Source organism: Streptomyces sp. NPDC054783 (assembly GCF_053611725.1).
On sequence record NZ_JBSHAY010000010.1, the window covers coordinates 97,755 to 114,507 of the forward strand.

Here is a 16,753-nt window from a genome sequence, read left to right on the forward strand (position 1 = left end):
TGCTACACTGCGCGGCCCGCGTGACGCAGATCATGACCGGCGAGGGGAACCGCAGCACCCTTTGAGCCGTTGTCAAGGCCGCGTGAGCTGCCTCTCTCGGTGACGGACGGGGGCGTGAGCCGCCCGAAAAACCTCCGTCGACACGCGATCCGAAGGTGCCGTACACCATCGATCTGAACATGTTCAAGGGCCTCTTGGCGCCCTGAAAGGGGCAACGGGCCACCTTCCGTGCATCGACCTGGCCGAAATCCTTGTGAAGAACTTCACGAAGGTTTCCGGCGCGACGTCATCGCGAGGCACGAAGGATGCCCGACGGGCGGCCCGGAAGCCGCTCAAACGTTATCCGACCTGCTCAGCAGTTGGCTACCCATCGGTAACAAATGAGAGCCGGGTAACAGGGCTTCACCCGGCCGGACCGTTGGACGGGCCCGTGTTCACCCGGTCGGTCACACACCGCGCGATGTCGGGCAGAGTGGCCCATAGCGTGCCTGCATGAGCACTTCACAGACGGCCTTCAAGAGGGCCTTTTCGCGAATAGGCGCGGTCGGCGCGGTCCTGGGTGTCGTTCTCGCGGCGGGAACGGCCACGGCCGCGTCCGCCGTCGCCGCGGCCCCCGCCACGCACCTCACCGCCAAGGCCGCCGCCCCCGCAGGCGGCCATGACGAGCACCGGGGCTCCGGCGGCCATGACGAGCACCGGGGCTCCGGCGGACACCACGACTCCGATGACGACGACGGGGGGTGCGAAGGCCTCATCGTCCTGCTCTGCAACTGACGGCGCGCCCGCTCGGGCTCAGGCGACGGGCCCCGTTCCTCCCCAGGAGGACCGGGGCCGCTCCACGTCATCGCAGGCCGGCGGCCTCCCTGCCCGATGCCGCCGCTTCGGCCGCGCTGAAGGCGATGCCGTCGAGAATGTCGTGCTCGCTCACCACGACCTCCTCGGCGCCGATCCGCTCCATGATCGCGAGCAGCACGAGGGCGCCCGCGCCGATGACGTCGACCCGGCCCGGGTGCATGGACGCGATCGCGGCGCGCTCGGCGTGCGTGGAGCGCAGCAGCCACGCGCTGATCTCGCGGACCCGGTCGCGGGAGACGCGGGAGTGGTGGATGCGCTCGGAGTCGTACTCGGGCAGCTCCTGCGCGATGGCCGAGACGGTGGTGACGGACCCGGCGAGGCCCACCAGGGTGTGCGCCTCGCGCAGCGGGACCGTCTCCTCGGCGAGGTCCAGGGCCGCCTCGATGTCGGCCCTCATGGCAACGACCTGCTCCTCGGTGGGCGGGTCGCAGACCTTGCCGTCCCGCACCAGGTGACGTTCCGTCATCCGTACGCAGCCGACGTCCACGGACCGCGCCGCCCGCACACGGTCTTCGCCGACGACGAACTCGGTGGAGCCGCCGCCGATGTCCACCACCAGGTACGGCCTGGTGAGGTCTTCGCGCCCCTTGAGTTCCTTGGTGGCACCGGTGAAGGAGAACTCGGCCTCCTGGTCGCCGCTGATCACCTCCGGCTCGACGCCGAGGATGTCCAGCACCCCGCGCACGAAGTCGTCCCGGTTCTCGGCGTCGCGGGAGGCGGAGGTGGCGACGAAACGCACCCGGGCGGCGCCGAGTTCACGGATCACCCCGGCGTACTCGCGGCAGGCGGCGAAGGTCCGCTCCAGCGCCTCCGGCGCCAGCCGGCCGGTGCGGTCCACGTCCTGGCCGAGCCGCACGATCGTCATGCGTCGGTCCAGCTCCAGCAGCTCACCGGTGGCCGGGTTGACGTCGGCGACGAGCAGCCGGATGGAGTTCGTGCCGCAGTCGACGGCGGCGACCCTGAAGAAGCCCTCCGGAACCATCGGCCGGTACGCGAAGAAGCCGCTGCGGACCTCGGCGGGGTCGAGGACGGCACCCTCCTCACCGGGGTGCTCGTCCGCCGGGTCGGGCGCCTGGAGCGGCTGCACGCACGGCCCCTTGCGCCACCACTCCGGCAGCATCGCGATCGCCTCGTCGCCCAGCGGGTTGACCCCCGGGCCGGCGGCCAGCGAGTGCGCGACCAGCACGTGCAGGCACTTCACACGGTCCGGCATGCCTCCGGCGCTGGGGAACCCCTCCAGGACCTCGATGGCGTCCCGGCGCGCGATGTAGTCCTCGTGGGCGGCACGGTAGGCCGCGGCCAACTCGGGGTCGTTCTGAAGGCGTTCCGTCATTTCCTTCATGACGCCGTCCGCCTCCAGCGTGCCGATCGCCGAGGCGGCACGCGGGCACGTCAGGTAGTACGTCGTCGGGAAGGGCGTGCCGTCGGGCAGCCGGGGGGCGGTCTCCACGACGTCCGGCTGCCCGCACGGGCAGCGGTGCGCGATGGCCCGCAGGCCCCGCGGCGGGCGGCCCAGCTGCTGCTTGAAGGCCTCGACGTCCGCGTCGGTGGGCTCGGTGCGCGGCGTGGCGGGCGGGGGCGTTTCCATGACTGCTTCAGGTCGGCTTTCTATCGATTACTGGTCGGAGGCGTCGGACTTGTCGACGCCGTCCCAGACGTTCGCGTACCAGGGCCGGCGGGCGGCCCTGAGGTCGGTGCGGGACTGCTTGGCCGCACCGGGGTCGATGACGACGTACCCGGTCTCGCCGGGCATCACATAGTGCAGCCGGCGCCGGATCTGCTGCTCGGCGTAGGAGTCGTCCTGCCAGCGCGCCTTGAGGTCGCGCAGTTGCTCGACCCGCTTGCGGGCCTGCTCCTGCTGCCGCTGGAGGTCGGAGATCTGCGCGCGCTGGGAGACGTACTGCCGCATCGGATAGGCGAGGGCGACGATCAGCGAGCACAGCACCAGCGCGAGCAGCGCCGCGCGGCCGGTGAGCCGGGAGCGGCGGGCCTGGCGCCTGGTCTGTGAGCGGTAGACCCGGGCCGCCGTCTGCTCGCCGAGCTGCCGCAGCCTGGTTGCGGTGGAGAAACGGTCCCGGTCCCTCACGGCCATCGGTCCTCCGCTCCCCTTGTGTCCGAGTCTCACACGTGCGTACGTCCCCGGACACGGTACGGGACCGGGTACGGGGACGTACGTATGACTGGCTAAGACTTAGCCCGGGTCGGCTCAGCCCTTGAAGCGGGGGAACGCGCTGCGGCCGGCGTACACCGCGGCGTCGTCGAGGATCTCCTCGATGCGCAGCAGCTGGTTGTACTTGGCGACGCGCTCGGAGCGGGCCGGGGCGCCGGTCTTGATCTGGCCGCAGTTGGTGGCGACGGCGAGGTCGGCGATGGTGACGTCCTCGGTCTCGCCGGAGCGGTGGGACATCATGCACTTGTAGCCGTTGCGCTGGGCCAGCTCGACGGCGTCCAGGGTCTCGGTCAGCGAGCCGATCTGGTTCACCTTCACGAGCAGGGCGTTGGCGGTGCCCTCCTCGATGCCGCGGGCGAGGCGCTCGGGGTTGGTGACGAACAGGTCGTCGCCGACCAGCTGGACCTTGTCGCCGATACGGTCGGTGATGACCTTCCAGCCGGCCCAGTCGTCCTCGAACAGCGGGTCCTCGATGGAGACGAGCGGGTAGGCCGCGACGAGCTCCTCGTAGTACTCCGTCATCTCGGCGGCGGAGCGCTCCTTGCCCTCGAAGAGGTACTTGCCGTCCTTGTAGAACTCGGAGGCGGCCACGTCGAGCGCGAGGGCGATCTGCTGGCCGGGGGCGTAGCCGGCCTCCTTGACGGCCTCGATGATGAGGTCGAGGGCCTCGCGGTTGGAGCCGAGGTTCGGGGCGAAGCCGCCCTCGTCGCCGAGGCCGGTGGACAGGCCCTTGCTCTTCAGGACCTTCTTCAGCGTGTGGTAGACCTCGGCGCCCCAGCGCAGGGCCTCGGAGAAGGACTCCGCGCCGATCGGGGCGATCATGAACTCCTGGATGTCCACGTTGGAGTCCGCGTGCGAGCCGCCGTTGAGGATGTTCATCATCGGCACCGGCAGCAGGTGCGCGTTGGGGCCGCCCAGGTAGCGGAAGAGGGGGAGGTCGGACGCCTCGGAGGCGGCGTGGGCGACGGCGAGGGAGACGCCGAGGATGGCGTTGGCGCCGAGGGAGCCCTTGTTGTCGGTGGCGTCCAGGTCGAACATGGCCTGGTCGATCAGGCGCTGCTCGGTGGCGTCGTAGCCGACCAGCTCCGGGCCGATCTGCTCGATGACGGCGAGGACGGCCTTCTCGACGCCCTTGCCCTGGTAACGGTTGGGGTCACCGTCGCGCAGCTCGATGGCCTCGAAGGCGCCCGTCGAGGCGCCGGACGGGACGGCGGCACGACCCGTGCTGCCGTCGTCGAGGCCGACCTCGACCTCGACCGTGGGGTTGCCTCGGGAGTCCAGGATTTCCCGGGCTACGACGACGTCGATGGACGGCACGAGCATCTCCTTCTTGGGATGTGACGCTGGAAGTGCGGGGCGTGTGCCTGACGGCCGCGCCTTGCGACTAGAGCCTAACCGTCCCCGGGCCGTCAGCCACCGACCGACCGTCCCGTGGACGGGGAGGACACGCAGACGGTACCCATTGTTCACCGACGGAACAAAGGGGCCTCCGGATGAGGCCGAGGTGAAGAGTGGGGAAAGTGGGCAGAAAAAACCCCGCCCCGGCGCGTACGGGGGAACACGCGCCGGGGCGGGGAGCCCATGGGGACGGGGGTGGCCCTCACGAGGCCTTCAGTGTGCGGGCCGGGGATGTGAGGGCACTGTGGGTCCGCTCGGGGCCAGGCGTCACTTCAGGTGCAGCTGCTGGCCCGGGTAGATGAGGTTGGCGTCCTGGACGATGTCCTTGTTCAGCTCGAACAGCTTCTGCCAGCCGCCCTTCACGCCGTGCTTCTCGGCGATGGCGCTGAGGCTGTCGCCCTTGACGACCTTGTACTCGCCGTCGCCCTTCTTGACCTTCGTCCCGGTCGGGGTGGTGACGGTCTTGCTCGCCGACGGGGCCGTGCGCGTGGCGGAGCGGGTGGCGGCCTGCTGGTCGGTGGAGCGGGTGGTGGTGCTCTTGGTGGTGGCGCTCTTGGTGGTGGCGCTCTTGGTGGTCGCCGCCGGGGCCGAGCCGCCGTACGGGGTGCCCGACAGGCCCGTGCCGCAGACCGGCCAGGCGCCCTTGCCCTGGCCCGCGAGGACCTTCTCTGCGACGGCTATCTGCTGCGCCTTGGTGGCGAGGTCGGCACGCGCGGCGTAGGCGGTACCGCCGTACGCGGCCCAGGTGGAGTTGGTGAACTGCAGACCGCCGTAGAAGCCGTTGCCGGTGTTGATCGACCAGTTGCCGCCCGACTCGCACTGGGCGACCGCGTCCCACTCGGAGGCGGTGGCGGCGGAGGCGTTGCCGGCCGCCATCAGCGGGGCGGCGACGGCGGCGCCGGTGACACCGGCGAGCGTGATGGCGCGGACGGCCTTGGACGGGCGACGGTGCTTGCCCTTGCCGGAAAACAGCATGGATCGATCCCCTCACCGACGCCTGCGAGGTGAGCTGTCGGGTTCGGGCCGGTTGAGTTGCCCGGCCGCGCACTCGCTCTTGCGAGGCGCGGCTTCACCCCAAGCCGGTCCAGCGTCAACCGCTGGGCCCGGCGCTTACCTTGGGTCCCCCGCTCCTGCCTACGGCGCTTGACGCGACGACTGTTCCCGGGCAACCGCTGGCAGGATTCGGCGTTGCGGCTGCCGGGGCTCGTGGTGACGAGCGGTCCTGACCGTAGACATGCGATCGACGGAATTTCAAAGACGATCAGGGCTTCTGAGACTCATCCCACACTTTCACCAAACCGGACATCAGTCGCGAAGTGGGGCGCCAACTGCCGCTAGTCGTCGCCCTTTTCGGCAGGGACTTTCAGGGTCTGACCGGCGGCGATGTGGTCCGGGTCGGCACCGATGACCTTCTCGTTGCCGACATAGAGGGCATGCCACCCGCCGTCGACGCCAAGCGAGTCGGCGATGGAGGCGAGGGAGTCGCCCTCACGGACCGTGTAGCTACCCGGTTCGCGGCTGGCGTGACGGCCCGAAGGTGTGGCGTTCTGACCGTTTGTCACGTTTTCGTCCGCGCTTTCGCCGCGGTGGCGTCCGCCGTTGCCGAGCGCGCCGGTGTCGACCAGGCTCCAAGAACCGGCACTCTGCTGGTAATTGTCCGAGTTGTCGGTACCTGGTGTCGCCGCGGGAGAGCTGTCGGATCCCTGCGGGTTTCCGCCGTCGTGCGAGCCTGACTTGTCTGCCTTGTCGGACTTGGGGGCGCTGGTTCCGGCGGAGCCGTCGGCCGCACCGGGAGTACCGGTGGTGTCCTTGCTCCGACTCGGGGTCGGCGTGGCGCTCGAGTTTGAGGCGGAGCCGGAGGAGTCCGAACCCGGGGCGGAGTGGCTGCCGGAGTCCGAACCCGAGCCCGAATCGGAGCCGGAGCCCGGTGAGGACGAATCAGGCAGACCGGACGAGTCGGAGCCCTGGGCCGAGCCGGACGCGCCGTTCGACCCGTCACTGCCGCCGGAGCCGCCGACGCCGGTGTCGACGTCGACCGAGGCGGAGTCGGAGGTCAGCCCGGAGAGCAGGGCACAGGTGGCCCACGGCTTGGTGCCCTGGTCGGCGAGGACCTTCTCGGCGACGGCTATCTGCTGGGAGCGGCTGGCCTGGTCGGCGGTCTCGGCGTACTGCGTGCCGCCGTACTTGGCCCAGTCGCCCTGCGAGATCTGCAGACCGCCGTAGTAGCCGTTTCCGGTGTCCGCACTCCAGGAACCGCCGCTCTCGCATTCGGCGACCTTGTCCCACGTGGTGCCGTCGGCCGCGTTCGCACTGGCGGCGCCGAGCAGCGGGATGGCAATCGCTGAGCCGGTCACGCCGGCCGCGACGAGGAGGGCCGGAGCCTGACGGGGGCGACGGTGACGACCGTTCCCGGAGAGCATGCGGAAGCCTTTCGTGCGACAGCAGAACCGGCGCGGCGGCCGAAGCCTGGCCGCCACACTGATGGGTGAACGTAGCGGCAGACGATCACTTGTCACAAGTTCATGCCGCGCAGATCACGTGAAGATCACAGAGTTGAAAGTTTGTCATCTCGACCTGCGCGGCGGCCGATTGTCCCCTGCCGTCCCCTTTGTCACCCGTCGGGAACGGCGACGCCTCACGCCCGGCGCGCGATCGGGCCGGAACCATGGACTCGACCCGATCCGGGGGGCTTCCCACCCAGGAGGACACGATGCTGCGGCACACCCGGTTGCCCGGAGAGTCCGCGGACTACCTCGCCGCCCGCGAGGAGCTGTGCAGCGCCGAGATCGAACTCATGCGTCACCGCGAGAAGGTCGCGGCCCTGCGCAGAGCGCTTCCGCAGGGCGCCGAGGTCGACGACTACGTCTTCCTCGAGGGCCCCGCCGAGCTCGACGCCGGCGACACGCCCGTCCGCGAGGTGCGGCTGAGCGAGCTGTTCACCGGCCCGGACCGCTCGTTGATCGTCTACCACTTCATGTACGGCAAACGGCAGACCGACCCGTGCCCGATGTGCACCCTGTGGATCGACGGCTTCAACGGCGTCGCCCACCACATCGCCCGGAACGCCGACCTCGTGGTCGCCGCGGCCGCCGACCTGCCCACGCTGCGCCGGCACGCCCGGGGCCGCGGCTGGTCGCGGCTGCGCCTGCTGAGCGCCGGGGACAGCACCTTCAAGTACGACCTGGGCAGCGAGGACGAGAACGGCGTGCAGGACTCCACCGTCTCCGTCTTCACCCGGGACGCGGACGGCACGGTCCGCCATTTCTACTCCGCTCGTCCCCGCATGGCCGAGGACATCGACCAGCGCGGCATCGACCTCCTCAACCCGGTCTGGCACCTCCTCGACCTGACGCCGGGCGGCCGTGGCGACTGGTTCGCGGGACTGGACTACTGAGCGCCGGTGCCTGCCCGGAGCGGCGTGAACTCCACGGGCAGGGTGCGCAGGCCCCGCATGATGAGCCCGCCACGCCATCTCAGGTCGGCCGGATCGACGGCGAGCCGCAGGTCGGGCAGGCGGGTGAGCAGGGTGGCGAGCGCGGTCCGGCCCTCCAGCCGGGCGAGCGGCGCGCCGAGGCAGTAGTGGACGCCGTGGCCGTATCCGAGGTGCTGGTTGTCGCGGCGGGCGAGGTCCAGCACGTCCGGGTCGGCGAACCGCTGCGGGTCCCGGTCCGCCGCCGCGAGCACCACGAGCACCGGGTCCCCCGGCGCGATGTCCTGTCCGCCGATGGCGAGCGGCTCGGTGGCGAACCGCCAGGTGGCCAGCTCCACCGGGCCGTCGTAGCGCAGGAGTTCCTCCACTCCGGTCTCCAGGAGGTCCGTTTCCCTCCTGGCCAGGGAGTCCTGGAGGCGCTCGCGCTGGGCGGGGTGGGTGAGCAGGGCGTAGGTGCCGTTGCCGATGAGGTTGACGGTCGTCTCGAAGCCGGCGAACAGCAGGATGAAGGCCATCGCGGCGGCCTCGTTCTCGGTGAGGTGCTCGCCGTGGTCCGAGGCTCGGATGAGGCCGGAGATGAGGTCCTCGCCGGGCGCGGGCTCGGCGGGCAGCGCTTCGCGCTTCTTGTGGATGAGCTCGGCGAGGTAGCCGCGCATCTTCTTCACCGACCGTGCGACCCCGCCCCGCGGCCCTCCGCCGTGCCGGATCATCATCCCGGCCCAGTCCCGGAAGTCGTCCTGGTCCTCGCGCGGGACGCCGAGCATGTCGCAGATGGCGTAGATGGGCAGCGGGAAGGCGAACTCGTGGATGAGGTCGGCGGAGCCCTTCGCCGCGAACCGGTCGATGAGGTGATCGGTCAGCTCCTGCACCCGGGGCGCGAACTCGGCGACGCGGCGCGGGGTGAACGCCTTGCTGACCAGCCGGCGCAGCCGGGTGTGGTCCGGCGGGTCGATGTTCAGCAGATGGGTCATCAGCTCGGCCTTGCGCTCGCCGGGAATGCCGGTCTTGCCCTTGGCGTGCGCGGGCTCGTCGTGATGCGCCGGGTTCTTGCTCAGCCGCTGGTCGGCGAGGGCCTGCTTGGCATCGGCGTACCGGGTGACCAGCCAGGCCTCGACACCGCTGGGCAGCCGCGTCCGGTGCACCGGCGCGTGCTCGCGCAGCCAGGCGTAGGCGGGGTAGGGGTCGGTGGCGAACTCCCAGGTGAACAGGGCGGGAGCGGAGGCCGGGGCCGGGCCGGGGGCGGTCTGGGGGTGGGGCTGGTCGGTCACTCCTCGACGGTATCCGCATCCCGGCGGACCTCCGCGTCCCGATGGCCGCCAGGAGCCACGGTCATCGTCCGGGGGTGCCTCCATCAGCGGGTTCCCGGTGGGCCTCCGCGTCCCTGTGGTCGTCGGGGGCTGTGGGTATTGCCCCGGGGGGTACTCCCTCCGCCTCACGGATGGCGTCACGGTACGCACGTGCCGCCGCGCGCAGGGCCGCCTCCGGGTCCACGCCCTCCGTCTCGGCGCGGGCCGCGAGGGCCAGCAGCTGGTAGCCGATGCCCTCGCCCTGCGGGAGTGGCACGTCGAGGCCCGCCGTGCGCGCACGGGAGGCGAGCTTGGCGGCGAGGGCCAGGCCGGGCTGGCCGAGCGGGACGCCCTCCGTGACCGAGGTGCGCCGCTTCTCCTCGGCCTTGGTGCGCAGCCAGTGCGCCTTGACGTCCTCCGGCGTCTCGGCCTTCTCGTCGCCGAAGACATGCGGGTGCCGGTGGACGAGCTTGGCGACGATGCCGCCGGCCACGTCGTCGACGGAGAACGGCGCGTCGGGGTGCTCCTCGGCGATCCGGGAGTGGAAGACGACCTGGAGCAGGACGTCCCCCAGCTCCTCGCGCAGCTCCTCGCGGTCGCCGGCCTCGATCGCCTCGACCAGCTCGTACGCCTCCTCGATGCCGTACTTCGCCAGCCCCTGGTGCGTCTGCTGGGACGACCAGGGGCACTCGGCGCGAATGCGGTCCATGACCTGCACGAGGTCCAGCAGACGGGCGCCGGGCAGGTCGTAGGAGGCCGGCAGCAGCTCCAGCTCCGGCATGGCGACACGGCCGGAGCCGGCCAGCCGGGCCAGGCCGTCGGTGAGCGCGGGCTCGCCCTCACCGGTGGCCACGACCACCACCGTCCGCCCGCCCGCGCAGGCGTCGACCAGCTCCTGCGCGGTGGGGGACGCCTCCCCCACCGCTATGCCGGCCTCCCGCAGGTACGGCAACTGCGGATGCGCTCCGTCCGCGCACAGTACGGCGTCGGCGCCGCGCAGGGCCTGCCAGGCGGGCCAGGACAGCAGGCCGGGCGCGACACGGTGGCTGGTGGTGAGCAGGACGATGCGACCGGGGTCGACGGCGGCGAGGTCGGGGTTGGATGCGTTCACGCTCCGAACGTAACCCACGGCGGCAGAGAGCGGATTCGGTTGTCCACAGGGCGGGGACGATCATGTGAACGTATGACCGGTCGCCCTATGCCGTAACCGGCTGCCCGCCCGAGGCCGTCGTGACCTCCCGCACCCACGGCGTCTTCGCGTCCACGCGGCTGCTCTTCTGCACGTCCCAGGCGCCGTAGCGCGGATTGACGTCGATGCGCAGTTCCTGGGAGGCCTTGGACAGCGCCTTCCAGAAGGCGGGCTGGGTGGTGTCGGTGCCGAGCCGCAGGGCCAGCTTCTGCGCCTCCAGCTGGAGCCGGAGGTTGTCGTCGAGGTGCGCGGGGGCGATGCCGTACTTCTGCAGCCAGGCGGTCTGCAGCCCCTTGGCGCCGCCGGCCTGCTGCTCCAGCCCGGCGCGCATCTGCTCGACCTCCTTGCGGCTGACCGTGATGCCCGCGTCCTGTGCGGCGCGGTGCAGCACCCGGTCGAGGACCATGTTGTGCAGGGTGTCCCGGGTGAGACTGCTGGTGGAGGCGAGGACCTGCTGGTACTGGGCCTCGTCCGGAACCGCGGCCCGCTGTGCCCTGCGGACCTCGTCGACCCGGCTCTCCAGCTGGGCGACGGTGATCCGCTGCCCGCCGACGACGGCCGCGGCACCCGCGTGCGCATCGTTTCCGCAGGCGGTCAGCAGGGGTGCCGCGGCGGCGATCGCGGCGGTGAGGACGAGCGCGGTGCGACGGCGGCGGTGCAAGGAAACCTCCCGAGGAGATTGTGCGACGGTGCACAAAGTCTTGCAGTGATCGATGGTAGGCAGTGGGCAGGCCGCGGCCAACCCATTCGACCAACGATTCGCTCGCGCTTCGGGCACCGCCGCGCCCGCGGCCCGCGGATCAGCCGGTGATCGCCACCGGCGCGTCCCACGCGTCACGGTCGACGGTGAGCGTGATCCCGCCGTGCGACTCCTTGCTGTCGACCATGTACTGATGGCCGCGGCTGTGGTTGGTGAACCGGGTGGAGCCCCACGGCCAGTCCGCCGTCGTCGTGTTGTTCTTGTCCCACAGCGCGTACCAGAGGTTGCCCGGCAGGTCCGTCCTGTCCGTGGCGGTGGCGATGGCCTTCGCGCTGGAACTGCTGAAGCCGTAGTAGCCGGCCCGGTACGTCTTGGCGTGCAGCCCCTTGTCGAAGGCGCGCACATACGTCAGCACGGCGTCGTTGCACGACGTGTTCGTGGTGTCGTACGCCTCCATGTCGAGGTAGATCGCGCTGCCCGCCTTCATGCCCAGGGCGGAGGCCTTGGCCACGGCGTCGGCGGCGTCCGTCACCCCGAGGGAGGCGGCGGTGGCGGAGGTCAGCTTCTCCGGGTTGGAACCGGACCGGCAGGGCGGCTGCGCGCCGACGTAGATCGGGACGAGCTGCCAGCCGAGGGAGCTGACCGACTTCACCCAGGAGGCGGTGAGGTTGGGCTGGGCGCAGCCCCGGTTCCTGCCGCCCACGTAGACGGCGGCGGCACCGTAGAAGCCGGTGTGCCAGGCCTTCATCGTGGACAGCGAGGGCGCGGTGCAGGTGTCGAACGCACGCCCGGTGAAGGTCTTCTGCGCGGGCCAAACGGTGGCGGCCGTGGAGGTCTGGGCGGCGATACCGGCGCCCGCGACGACGGCCGCCCCGGCCACCGCCCACGTGATGTATCTGCGCTTCTTCGACTGCCGATGGCCGGCCATGAATCCCACCCCTGGTGCGTGTGTGTCGTACGTCGATGCCGTGCCACGGGAGTTCGCAGGAACCTCCCGGGCGACGGCATATTCAACCGCGCACCTGTCCGAGCCACTGCAGGGTGCGCCGGATCTCCATGGCCATCGGATAACCGGGGCCGTGCAGCCGCTCCACGTCCATCAGCAGCCGGGCGAGGGTGTCGTGGGCGGACGGCCGGTCGCCGAGGGCGAGCAGCAGATGGCCGATGCGCCGGCGGACGTCGTGGGCGAGCTGCGGGTCGCCGGAGACGTACTGGTTCTCGTAGTACGGCAGCAGCGCGCGGTACTCGGCGAGCGCGGCGGCCGGCTGGCCCAGCTGCTCCAGGCACTGCGCGGCCTCGTAGCGGTAGCGCAGGGACTGCGGGTCGGCCTGGCCGGCCTCGGCAGCGCGTTCGTCGGCGAGGCGGCGCAGTTCGGGCAGCGCGCGCCGGTACTGGCCGTCGTCCATGAGCGTGGCCGCGTACTGCTTGCGCAGGGTGCGCACGACCGGGGAGTGCTCGCCGTGCTGCTCGGCGGCGGCGGGCAGGATCGCGCCCAGGATGTCCACGGCCTGGGTGATGCGCCCCTCCCCCAGCAGCCGCTTGACCTCGTCCACGGCGGCGGCGACGTCGGGCTTCTCGGCCACCGGCGGCGCCGGCGCGACGGGGGCGGGCTGGGGCGCGGGAGTCCGCGCGCGGTCCGGCCAGGGGGCGTGCGGGCGCAGGAAGGGGCGCGTGGGGTCCAGGGGCGCCCCGGTGGGCGTCCCGCGCGCGGGCAGGAGCGCCGCCAGATCCTCGTACACCTCCTGCGCGGACGCCGGCCGGTGCTGCGGGTCCTTGGCGAGCAGCCGCAGCACCAGCCGCTCCAGCGCCTCGGGGACCTCGGGGCGGATGCGGCGTACGGGCAGCGGCGGCTCGTACAGGTGCCGGTGCAGCACCCCGAGCGCCGTCGAGCCCGCGAACGGCACGTCACCGCTGAGCAGTTCGTGCATCAGCACCCCGAGCGCGTACAGGTCGGTGTACGGGCCGACCGCGCCGCCCATCGCCTGTTCCGGCGCCATGTAGGCGGGCGAGCCGATCGGGGAACCGGTGTGGGTCAGGCGGGTGGTGTCGGTGTCCATCACCGAGGCCACGCCCAGGTCGAGCACGGTGACCGTGCCGTCCTGCTTCACCATCACGTTGCGCGGCTTGAGGTCGCGGTGAACGATCGGCACGGCGTGCACGGCGCTCAGCACGGCGCACAGTTGCGCGGCCACCGCGACCGCCCACTGCCACGGGTACGGATCGTGTTCGGCGAGATGGTCGGACAGGTCGGCACCGTCGACGTACTGCATGACGAGGAACAACTCCTCGCCCTCGCTGCCCGCGTCGTGCACCGTCACCAGGCCGGGGTGGTCCACCTGCGCGGTCACCCGGCACTCGCGCATGAACCGGCGGCGCAGCTCGTCCGCCTCCTGGCCCGCCACCTTGTCGGGGCGCAGCAGCTTCACGGCCACGCGCCGGTCCAGCCGCCGGTCGTACGCCGTCCACACCTGGCCCATGCCGCCCTGTCCGATGAGTGTGGACAGTTCGTACCGGCCGGCGACGACACGTCCTGTCGCCACGCTCACCTTCCGCCCTCGTGACCGTCGTGCCGGCCGTCGTGTTGGCCGTCGTGCCGGCCGTCGTGCTGGCGCAGGTAGTCGCTCAGCTCGTCCAGTTCGGCGCGGACCTGCTCGATGTGGGTGGGCGCCGGGCGCTGGGGCGGTGCGGGGACGTGCGGCTGGGGCGCGGGGATGTGGGGCATCGGGGCCGGGACGTACGGGGGTTGCGGCGTGCTCGGCCCGCTCGGCGCGGTCGTCGCGGTGAACGGCGAGACGGGCTGGCGGTATCCGTAGCCCGGCCCCGACGGCACCTGCCCGGCGTGGGCCTGGCGGAGTCGCTGGAAGTGGCGTATGTCCGCGTAGAGGTAGTAGGCGACGCAGGCGACGGCGTTCAGCAGCAGCATGCTCATGCCCAGACTACCGTTCGCCGAGCTGAAGTCGTCGGTGTGGTCGGTGCTGAAGAGTGCGAAGCAGATGCCGAGGACGGTCACGGATCCGCCGAAGAACCACCACTCGGCGGGCCTGCGGGTCACGATCGCCGCGCGCAGCGGCGCCGCCCACGCCAGGAATCCGATGCTGAGGAGCGCCATCGCCACGAAGATCACGCGCAACAGGACCAGCACCGCGGTCGAGGGTGGCTGCGGCGGAGGCGGCGCGTAGCCGTGGCCTTGCATGGCTGCTCCTGGAGGCCTGATACGTACGGACGTGTGTGCTGAGTCCGAGCGTATAGGCCGCCGAGGACAGCCGGTCCCGGGTGTACCGAACCGTTGCCGCGCTCCGGGGCTCTCAGTCCGGTACCACCGTCCCGTCCGTCAGCCCGTCGTACATCCCGCGCACGAGTTGCTCGCCGAGCCGGCCCGCAAGCCGCAGCGCCCGCTCGAACTCGTCGAGTGCGCGGAAACGCGCGCCGTAGCGCCGTTGTTCGTCCAGCGGAAGCCGGGGCAGCTGCAGTCGGCGCACGTCCAGCCGGGTCGCGGTGGAGGCGTAGCTGCTGGCCTGCCGGTTGTTGGCGGTGCCGCGCAGGAACCCGGCGAGGAACCACGGGTCGAGCGCCGTGCGATCGGGGCGCAGCAGCACGAGGTTGCGCCCCAGGGCGGCGCCCGCCGTCGCGTCGTCGATCACGCGCGCCACCGAGCCGCCGCCCAGCACCGGTACGACGACGTCGCCCGGCTCGGTCAGCACGGCCTCCTCCTCGCTCTCCGGAAGCGTCCCGGAGGGCGCCGCTGCGGCGAGGACGTCGTGGTCGGTGAGGACGGGTACGCGCGCGTGGCCGCCGTTTCCGCCGGTACGCAGCATCAGGGCGCCCCCGCGCGCGAGTTCACCGATGGTGGTGAGCGGCCAGCGCGCGCCCGGCGCGGGGATGGCGGGCGGCGGAGTCAGCTCGGCGGTCAGGCGCAGGGTCTCACCGAGGCGCTCGCGCACCGCCGCGAGCTGCTCCGCGCCGTCGGCCACGGCCGCCGGCGGCAGATGGCGGGCGGGGGCCAGGTCGACGTCGTCGTCGAGGAGTTCGATGACCGGCACGGAACGGGCGAGCCCCGGCCGCTCCGCCGGCCGCCCCGCGCGCTCGAAGGCACGCCAGGCGTCCAGCACGGCCTCGCGCACGGCCGGCCAGTCCGGCCCGCCGCGTCCTTCCCCGGCGAACCTGCCGGTGTCCACGAGCAGCACCTCGGGCGACGCCGGCGTGCGGTCGGGCCGGCGCAGCACCCACACGTGCAGCGGGATGTTGTACGGCGGTGCCGCCCCGACCGGCAGCGCGACCACGGCCCGCAGCGCGCCCCGGCGCAGCAGGTCTGCGCGGATCCGGCGCCCGGAGCGGCGGGAGGCGGCGGCCGGCGGCATGAGCAGCACGGCACAGCCGCCGTCGGCCAGCCGGGCCAGCGCATGCTGCACCCAGGCCAGTTCGGACTCCGTGCGGGCCGGGAAGCCGTACTCCCAGCGGGGGTCGTAGGCGAGTTCGTCGTGGCCCCAGTTGCGCTCGTTGAACGGCGGATGGCACAGCACGGCGTCGGCGCGCAACTCGGGGTGGGCGTCGGCGCGCAGGGTGTCGCCGACGGCGCCGCGTACGCCGGCCCGGGAGTGCAGGGCGAGCCGCAGCGCGGTGAGCGCGGCCAGGTCGGGCGCGCTGTCCTGGGCGTACAGCTCCCGGCCGGGGCGGGTGTCGACGGCCCGCAGCAGGGCGCCGGTGCCGCAGGCGGGGTCCAGGACGGTGCGGGCGGGGCCGGCGAGGTCGGCCATGAGTCCGGCGAGTTCGGCCGGGGTGAGCGTGTACTGGCGGGGGTTGGCGTCCAGGTGCCGGCCCAGCAGGAACTCGAAGGCCTGCCGCGCGCCGGTCTCGGCGGCCAGCTCGGCCGCGCCCCGCAGGAGCGGGGCGGAGGGGAGAAGTTGGGGGCCGGTGGGGGTGCGGAGGGCGGGGCTGCGGGGGGTGGCGGCGCTTGCGGTGGGGGTGGGGGCGGTGGGGGCGGTGGGGGCGGTGGGGGCGGTGGGGGTGCCGTGAACGGCGGCGGTCTTGTGAACAGCTGGTGGGGTGTTCACAGGCTGCTCGGCCGTTGAGGAGTTCACAGCGGGGGACCTGAGCGCCGCGTTCACACTCGGCGCCACGGAATCCGGGTTCACACCGGCCGTCCCAGGGGCCGCGTTCACACCCGGTACCGCGGCACCTGAGTTCACACCGGATGACCCCGAGCCGCCACGCCCGGTCCGCCGCCCCCGCACGCTGCCGAAACGCGCCGTCAGCACCTCCTCCAGGGCGCCCGGCAGCATCGCGGCGAGGCGCGCGTCGGAGCCTGCGCTCGCGTCGAGCCAGACGGTGGGGCGCTCGTGGATCAGGAGCAAGACGCAGCCGGCGTGCACCAGGGCGGTCAGCGGGCCCTCGGGATGTCCGACGAGCTGCTGCCAGACGCGTTCCCGCAGCGGGACCTCGGCTAGTTTGCCCTGCTTGCGCAGCCAGGCCTCGACCTCGGCGAGCGCGAAGGACGGGCTGGTCTCGGTGCCGCCGACCGGTTTGGGGAAATCGGCGTGCCGGCGGCGCCAGTTGCTGACGGCGGCCCGGCCCACTCCGGCGAGCCGGGCGATTCCGGCCGCGGTCACCTCTGTCGCGTTGTCCTGCACCGGCCCCGCTCCCCTCGTCCCGTCCCGTGTGTGCCCGAGCATACCGGCGTACACAAGATCCGTGCATTCACGCCGTGTACTCGCGCATGTCTGTGAAT

At 71.9% G+C, this 16,753-nt stretch carries 14 protein-coding genes, 1 pseudogene and 1 riboswitch; of the genes and pseudogenes, 2 read left to right on the top strand and 13 right to left on the bottom strand.

Translation table 11 applies throughout. The features are described 5' to 3' along the window. The first annotated feature begins 492 nt into the window (after window positions 1-492). Entirely contained in the window at window positions 493-774 is a 282-nt protein-coding gene (locus ACWGJ5_RS19510; protein ID WP_453310908.1) for a hypothetical protein, read from the top strand. 67 nt (window positions 775-841) lie between these two features. Here the strand turns inward: ACWGJ5_RS19510 and ACWGJ5_RS19515 are convergent, their stop codons facing one another. The 6 genes and pseudogenes from ACWGJ5_RS19515 to ACWGJ5_RS19540 form a co-directional block, all read right to left on the bottom strand. Beyond that, window positions 842-1,837, bottom strand: a complete 996-nt coding sequence (locus ACWGJ5_RS19515) for a Ppx/GppA phosphatase family protein (protein WP_453311053.1) — start codon at window positions 1,835-1,837, stop codon at window positions 842-844. 204 nt (window positions 1,838-2,041) lie between these two features. Then, window positions 2,042-2,443, bottom strand: a pseudogene (locus tag ACWGJ5_RS19520) (DUF501 domain-containing protein); the annotation flags it as partial. Between the two features lie 27 nt (window positions 2,444-2,470). Further along, window positions 2,471-2,947 carry an FtsB family cell division protein gene (locus tag ACWGJ5_RS19525; RefSeq protein ID WP_453310909.1) on the bottom strand — a complete coding sequence of 159 codons (477 nt, stop codon included), beginning with the start codon at window positions 2,945-2,947 and terminating at the stop codon, window positions 2,471-2,473. 114 nt (window positions 2,948-3,061) lie between these two features. Beyond that, a complete protein-coding gene (gene eno, locus ACWGJ5_RS19530) occupies window positions 3,062-4,348 on the bottom strand; it encodes a phosphopyruvate hydratase (RefSeq protein ID WP_453310910.1) in 1,287 nt (428 codons plus the stop codon). Window positions 4,349-4,690: 342 nt separating this feature from the next. Further along, a complete protein-coding gene (locus ACWGJ5_RS19535) occupies window positions 4,691-5,398 on the bottom strand; it encodes a transglycosylase family protein (RefSeq protein WP_453310911.1) in 708 nt (235 codons plus the stop codon). Between the two features lie 4 nt (window positions 5,399-5,402). Continuing rightward, window positions 5,403-5,575: riboswitch (cyclic di-AMP (ydaO/yuaA leader) on the bottom strand. 182 nt (window positions 5,576-5,757) lie between these two features. Beyond that, window positions 5,758-6,843 (bottom strand): transglycosylase family protein, encoded by a 1,086-nt coding sequence (locus ACWGJ5_RS19540; RefSeq protein WP_453310912.1) that lies wholly within the window; start codon window positions 6,841-6,843, stop codon window positions 5,758-5,760. Between the two features lie 290 nt (window positions 6,844-7,133). Between ACWGJ5_RS19540 and ACWGJ5_RS19545 the strand changes: the two genes are divergently transcribed. Then, window positions 7,134-7,817: a DUF899 family protein gene (locus ACWGJ5_RS19545; protein ID WP_453310913.1), complete on the top strand. Its 684-nt coding sequence runs from the start codon at window positions 7,134-7,136 to the stop codon at window positions 7,815-7,817. On the opposite strand, the gene ACWGJ5_RS19550 is transcribed toward ACWGJ5_RS19545, so the two are convergent. The 7 genes from ACWGJ5_RS19550 to ACWGJ5_RS19580 all read right to left on the bottom strand — a co-directional run bounded on the left by ACWGJ5_RS19550 (window position 7,811) and on the right by ACWGJ5_RS19580 (window position 16,655). Next, window positions 7,811-9,121, bottom strand: a complete 1,311-nt coding sequence (locus tag ACWGJ5_RS19550; RefSeq protein ID WP_453310914.1) for a cytochrome P450 family protein — start codon at window positions 9,119-9,121, stop codon at window positions 7,811-7,813. The two genes, ACWGJ5_RS19545 and ACWGJ5_RS19550, sit on opposite strands and share 7 nt — an antisense overlap. A 61-nt stretch (window positions 9,122-9,182) precedes the next feature. Next, window positions 9,183-10,268 carry a nucleoside triphosphate pyrophosphohydrolase gene (locus tag ACWGJ5_RS19555; protein ID WP_453310915.1) on the bottom strand — a complete coding sequence of 362 codons (1,086 nt, stop codon included), beginning with the start codon at window positions 10,266-10,268 and terminating at the stop codon, window positions 9,183-9,185. 67 nt (window positions 10,269-10,335) lie between these two features. Continuing rightward, a complete protein-coding gene (locus ACWGJ5_RS19560) occupies window positions 10,336-10,989 on the bottom strand; it encodes a SurA N-terminal domain-containing protein (protein WP_453310916.1) in 654 nt (217 codons plus the stop codon). A gap of 139 nt (window positions 10,990-11,128) precedes the next feature. Beyond that, a complete protein-coding gene (locus ACWGJ5_RS19565) occupies window positions 11,129-11,956 on the bottom strand; it encodes a glycoside hydrolase domain-containing protein (RefSeq protein ID WP_453310917.1) in 828 nt (275 codons plus the stop codon). Between the two features lie 82 nt (window positions 11,957-12,038). Then, entirely contained in the window at window positions 12,039-13,532 is a 1,494-nt protein-coding gene (locus ACWGJ5_RS19570; protein WP_453311054.1) for a protein kinase domain-containing protein, read from the bottom strand. A 38-nt stretch (window positions 13,533-13,570) separates the two neighbouring features. Continuing rightward, window positions 13,571-14,221: a hypothetical protein gene (locus tag ACWGJ5_RS19575; protein WP_453310918.1), complete on the bottom strand. Its 651-nt coding sequence runs from the start codon at window positions 14,219-14,221 to the stop codon at window positions 13,571-13,573. Window positions 14,222-14,333: 112 nt separating this feature from the next. After that, a complete protein-coding gene (locus tag ACWGJ5_RS19580) occupies window positions 14,334-16,655 on the bottom strand; it encodes an N-6 DNA methylase (protein WP_453310919.1) in 2,322 nt (773 codons plus the stop codon). Between the last annotated feature and the right edge of the window lie 98 nt (window positions 16,656-16,753).

Excerpts from the sequence above, each read along its gene's own strand:
- ACWGJ5_RS19510 (WP_453310908.1), top strand. The coding sequence starts at position 493 with ATGAGCACTTCACAGACGGCCTTCAAGAGGGCCTTTTCGCGAATAGGC.
- ACWGJ5_RS19515 (WP_453311053.1), bottom strand. The coding sequence starts at position 1,837 with ATGGTTCCGGAGGGCTTCTTCAGGGTCGCCGCCGTCGACTGCGGCACG.
- ACWGJ5_RS19525 (WP_453310909.1), bottom strand. The coding sequence starts at position 2,947 with ATGGCCGTGAGGGACCGGGACCGTTTCTCCACCGCAACCAGGCTGCGG.
- eno (WP_453310910.1), bottom strand. The coding sequence starts at position 4,348 with ATGCTCGTGCCGTCCATCGACGTCGTCGTAGCCCGGGAAATCCTGGAC.
- ACWGJ5_RS19535 (WP_453310911.1), bottom strand. The coding sequence starts at position 5,398 with ATGCTGTTTTCCGGCAAGGGCAAGCACCGTCGCCCGTCCAAGGCCGTC.
- ACWGJ5_RS19540 (WP_453310912.1), bottom strand. The coding sequence starts at position 6,843 with ATGCTCTCCGGGAACGGTCGTCACCGTCGCCCCCGTCAGGCTCCGGCC.
- ACWGJ5_RS19545 (WP_453310913.1), top strand. The coding sequence starts at position 7,134 with ATGCTGCGGCACACCCGGTTGCCCGGAGAGTCCGCGGACTACCTCGCC.
- ACWGJ5_RS19565 (WP_453310917.1), bottom strand. The coding sequence starts at position 11,956 with ATGGCCGGCCATCGGCAGTCGAAGAAGCGCAGATACATCACGTGGGCG.
- ACWGJ5_RS19575 (WP_453310918.1), bottom strand. The coding sequence starts at position 14,221 with ATGCAAGGCCACGGCTACGCGCCGCCTCCGCCGCAGCCACCCTCGACC.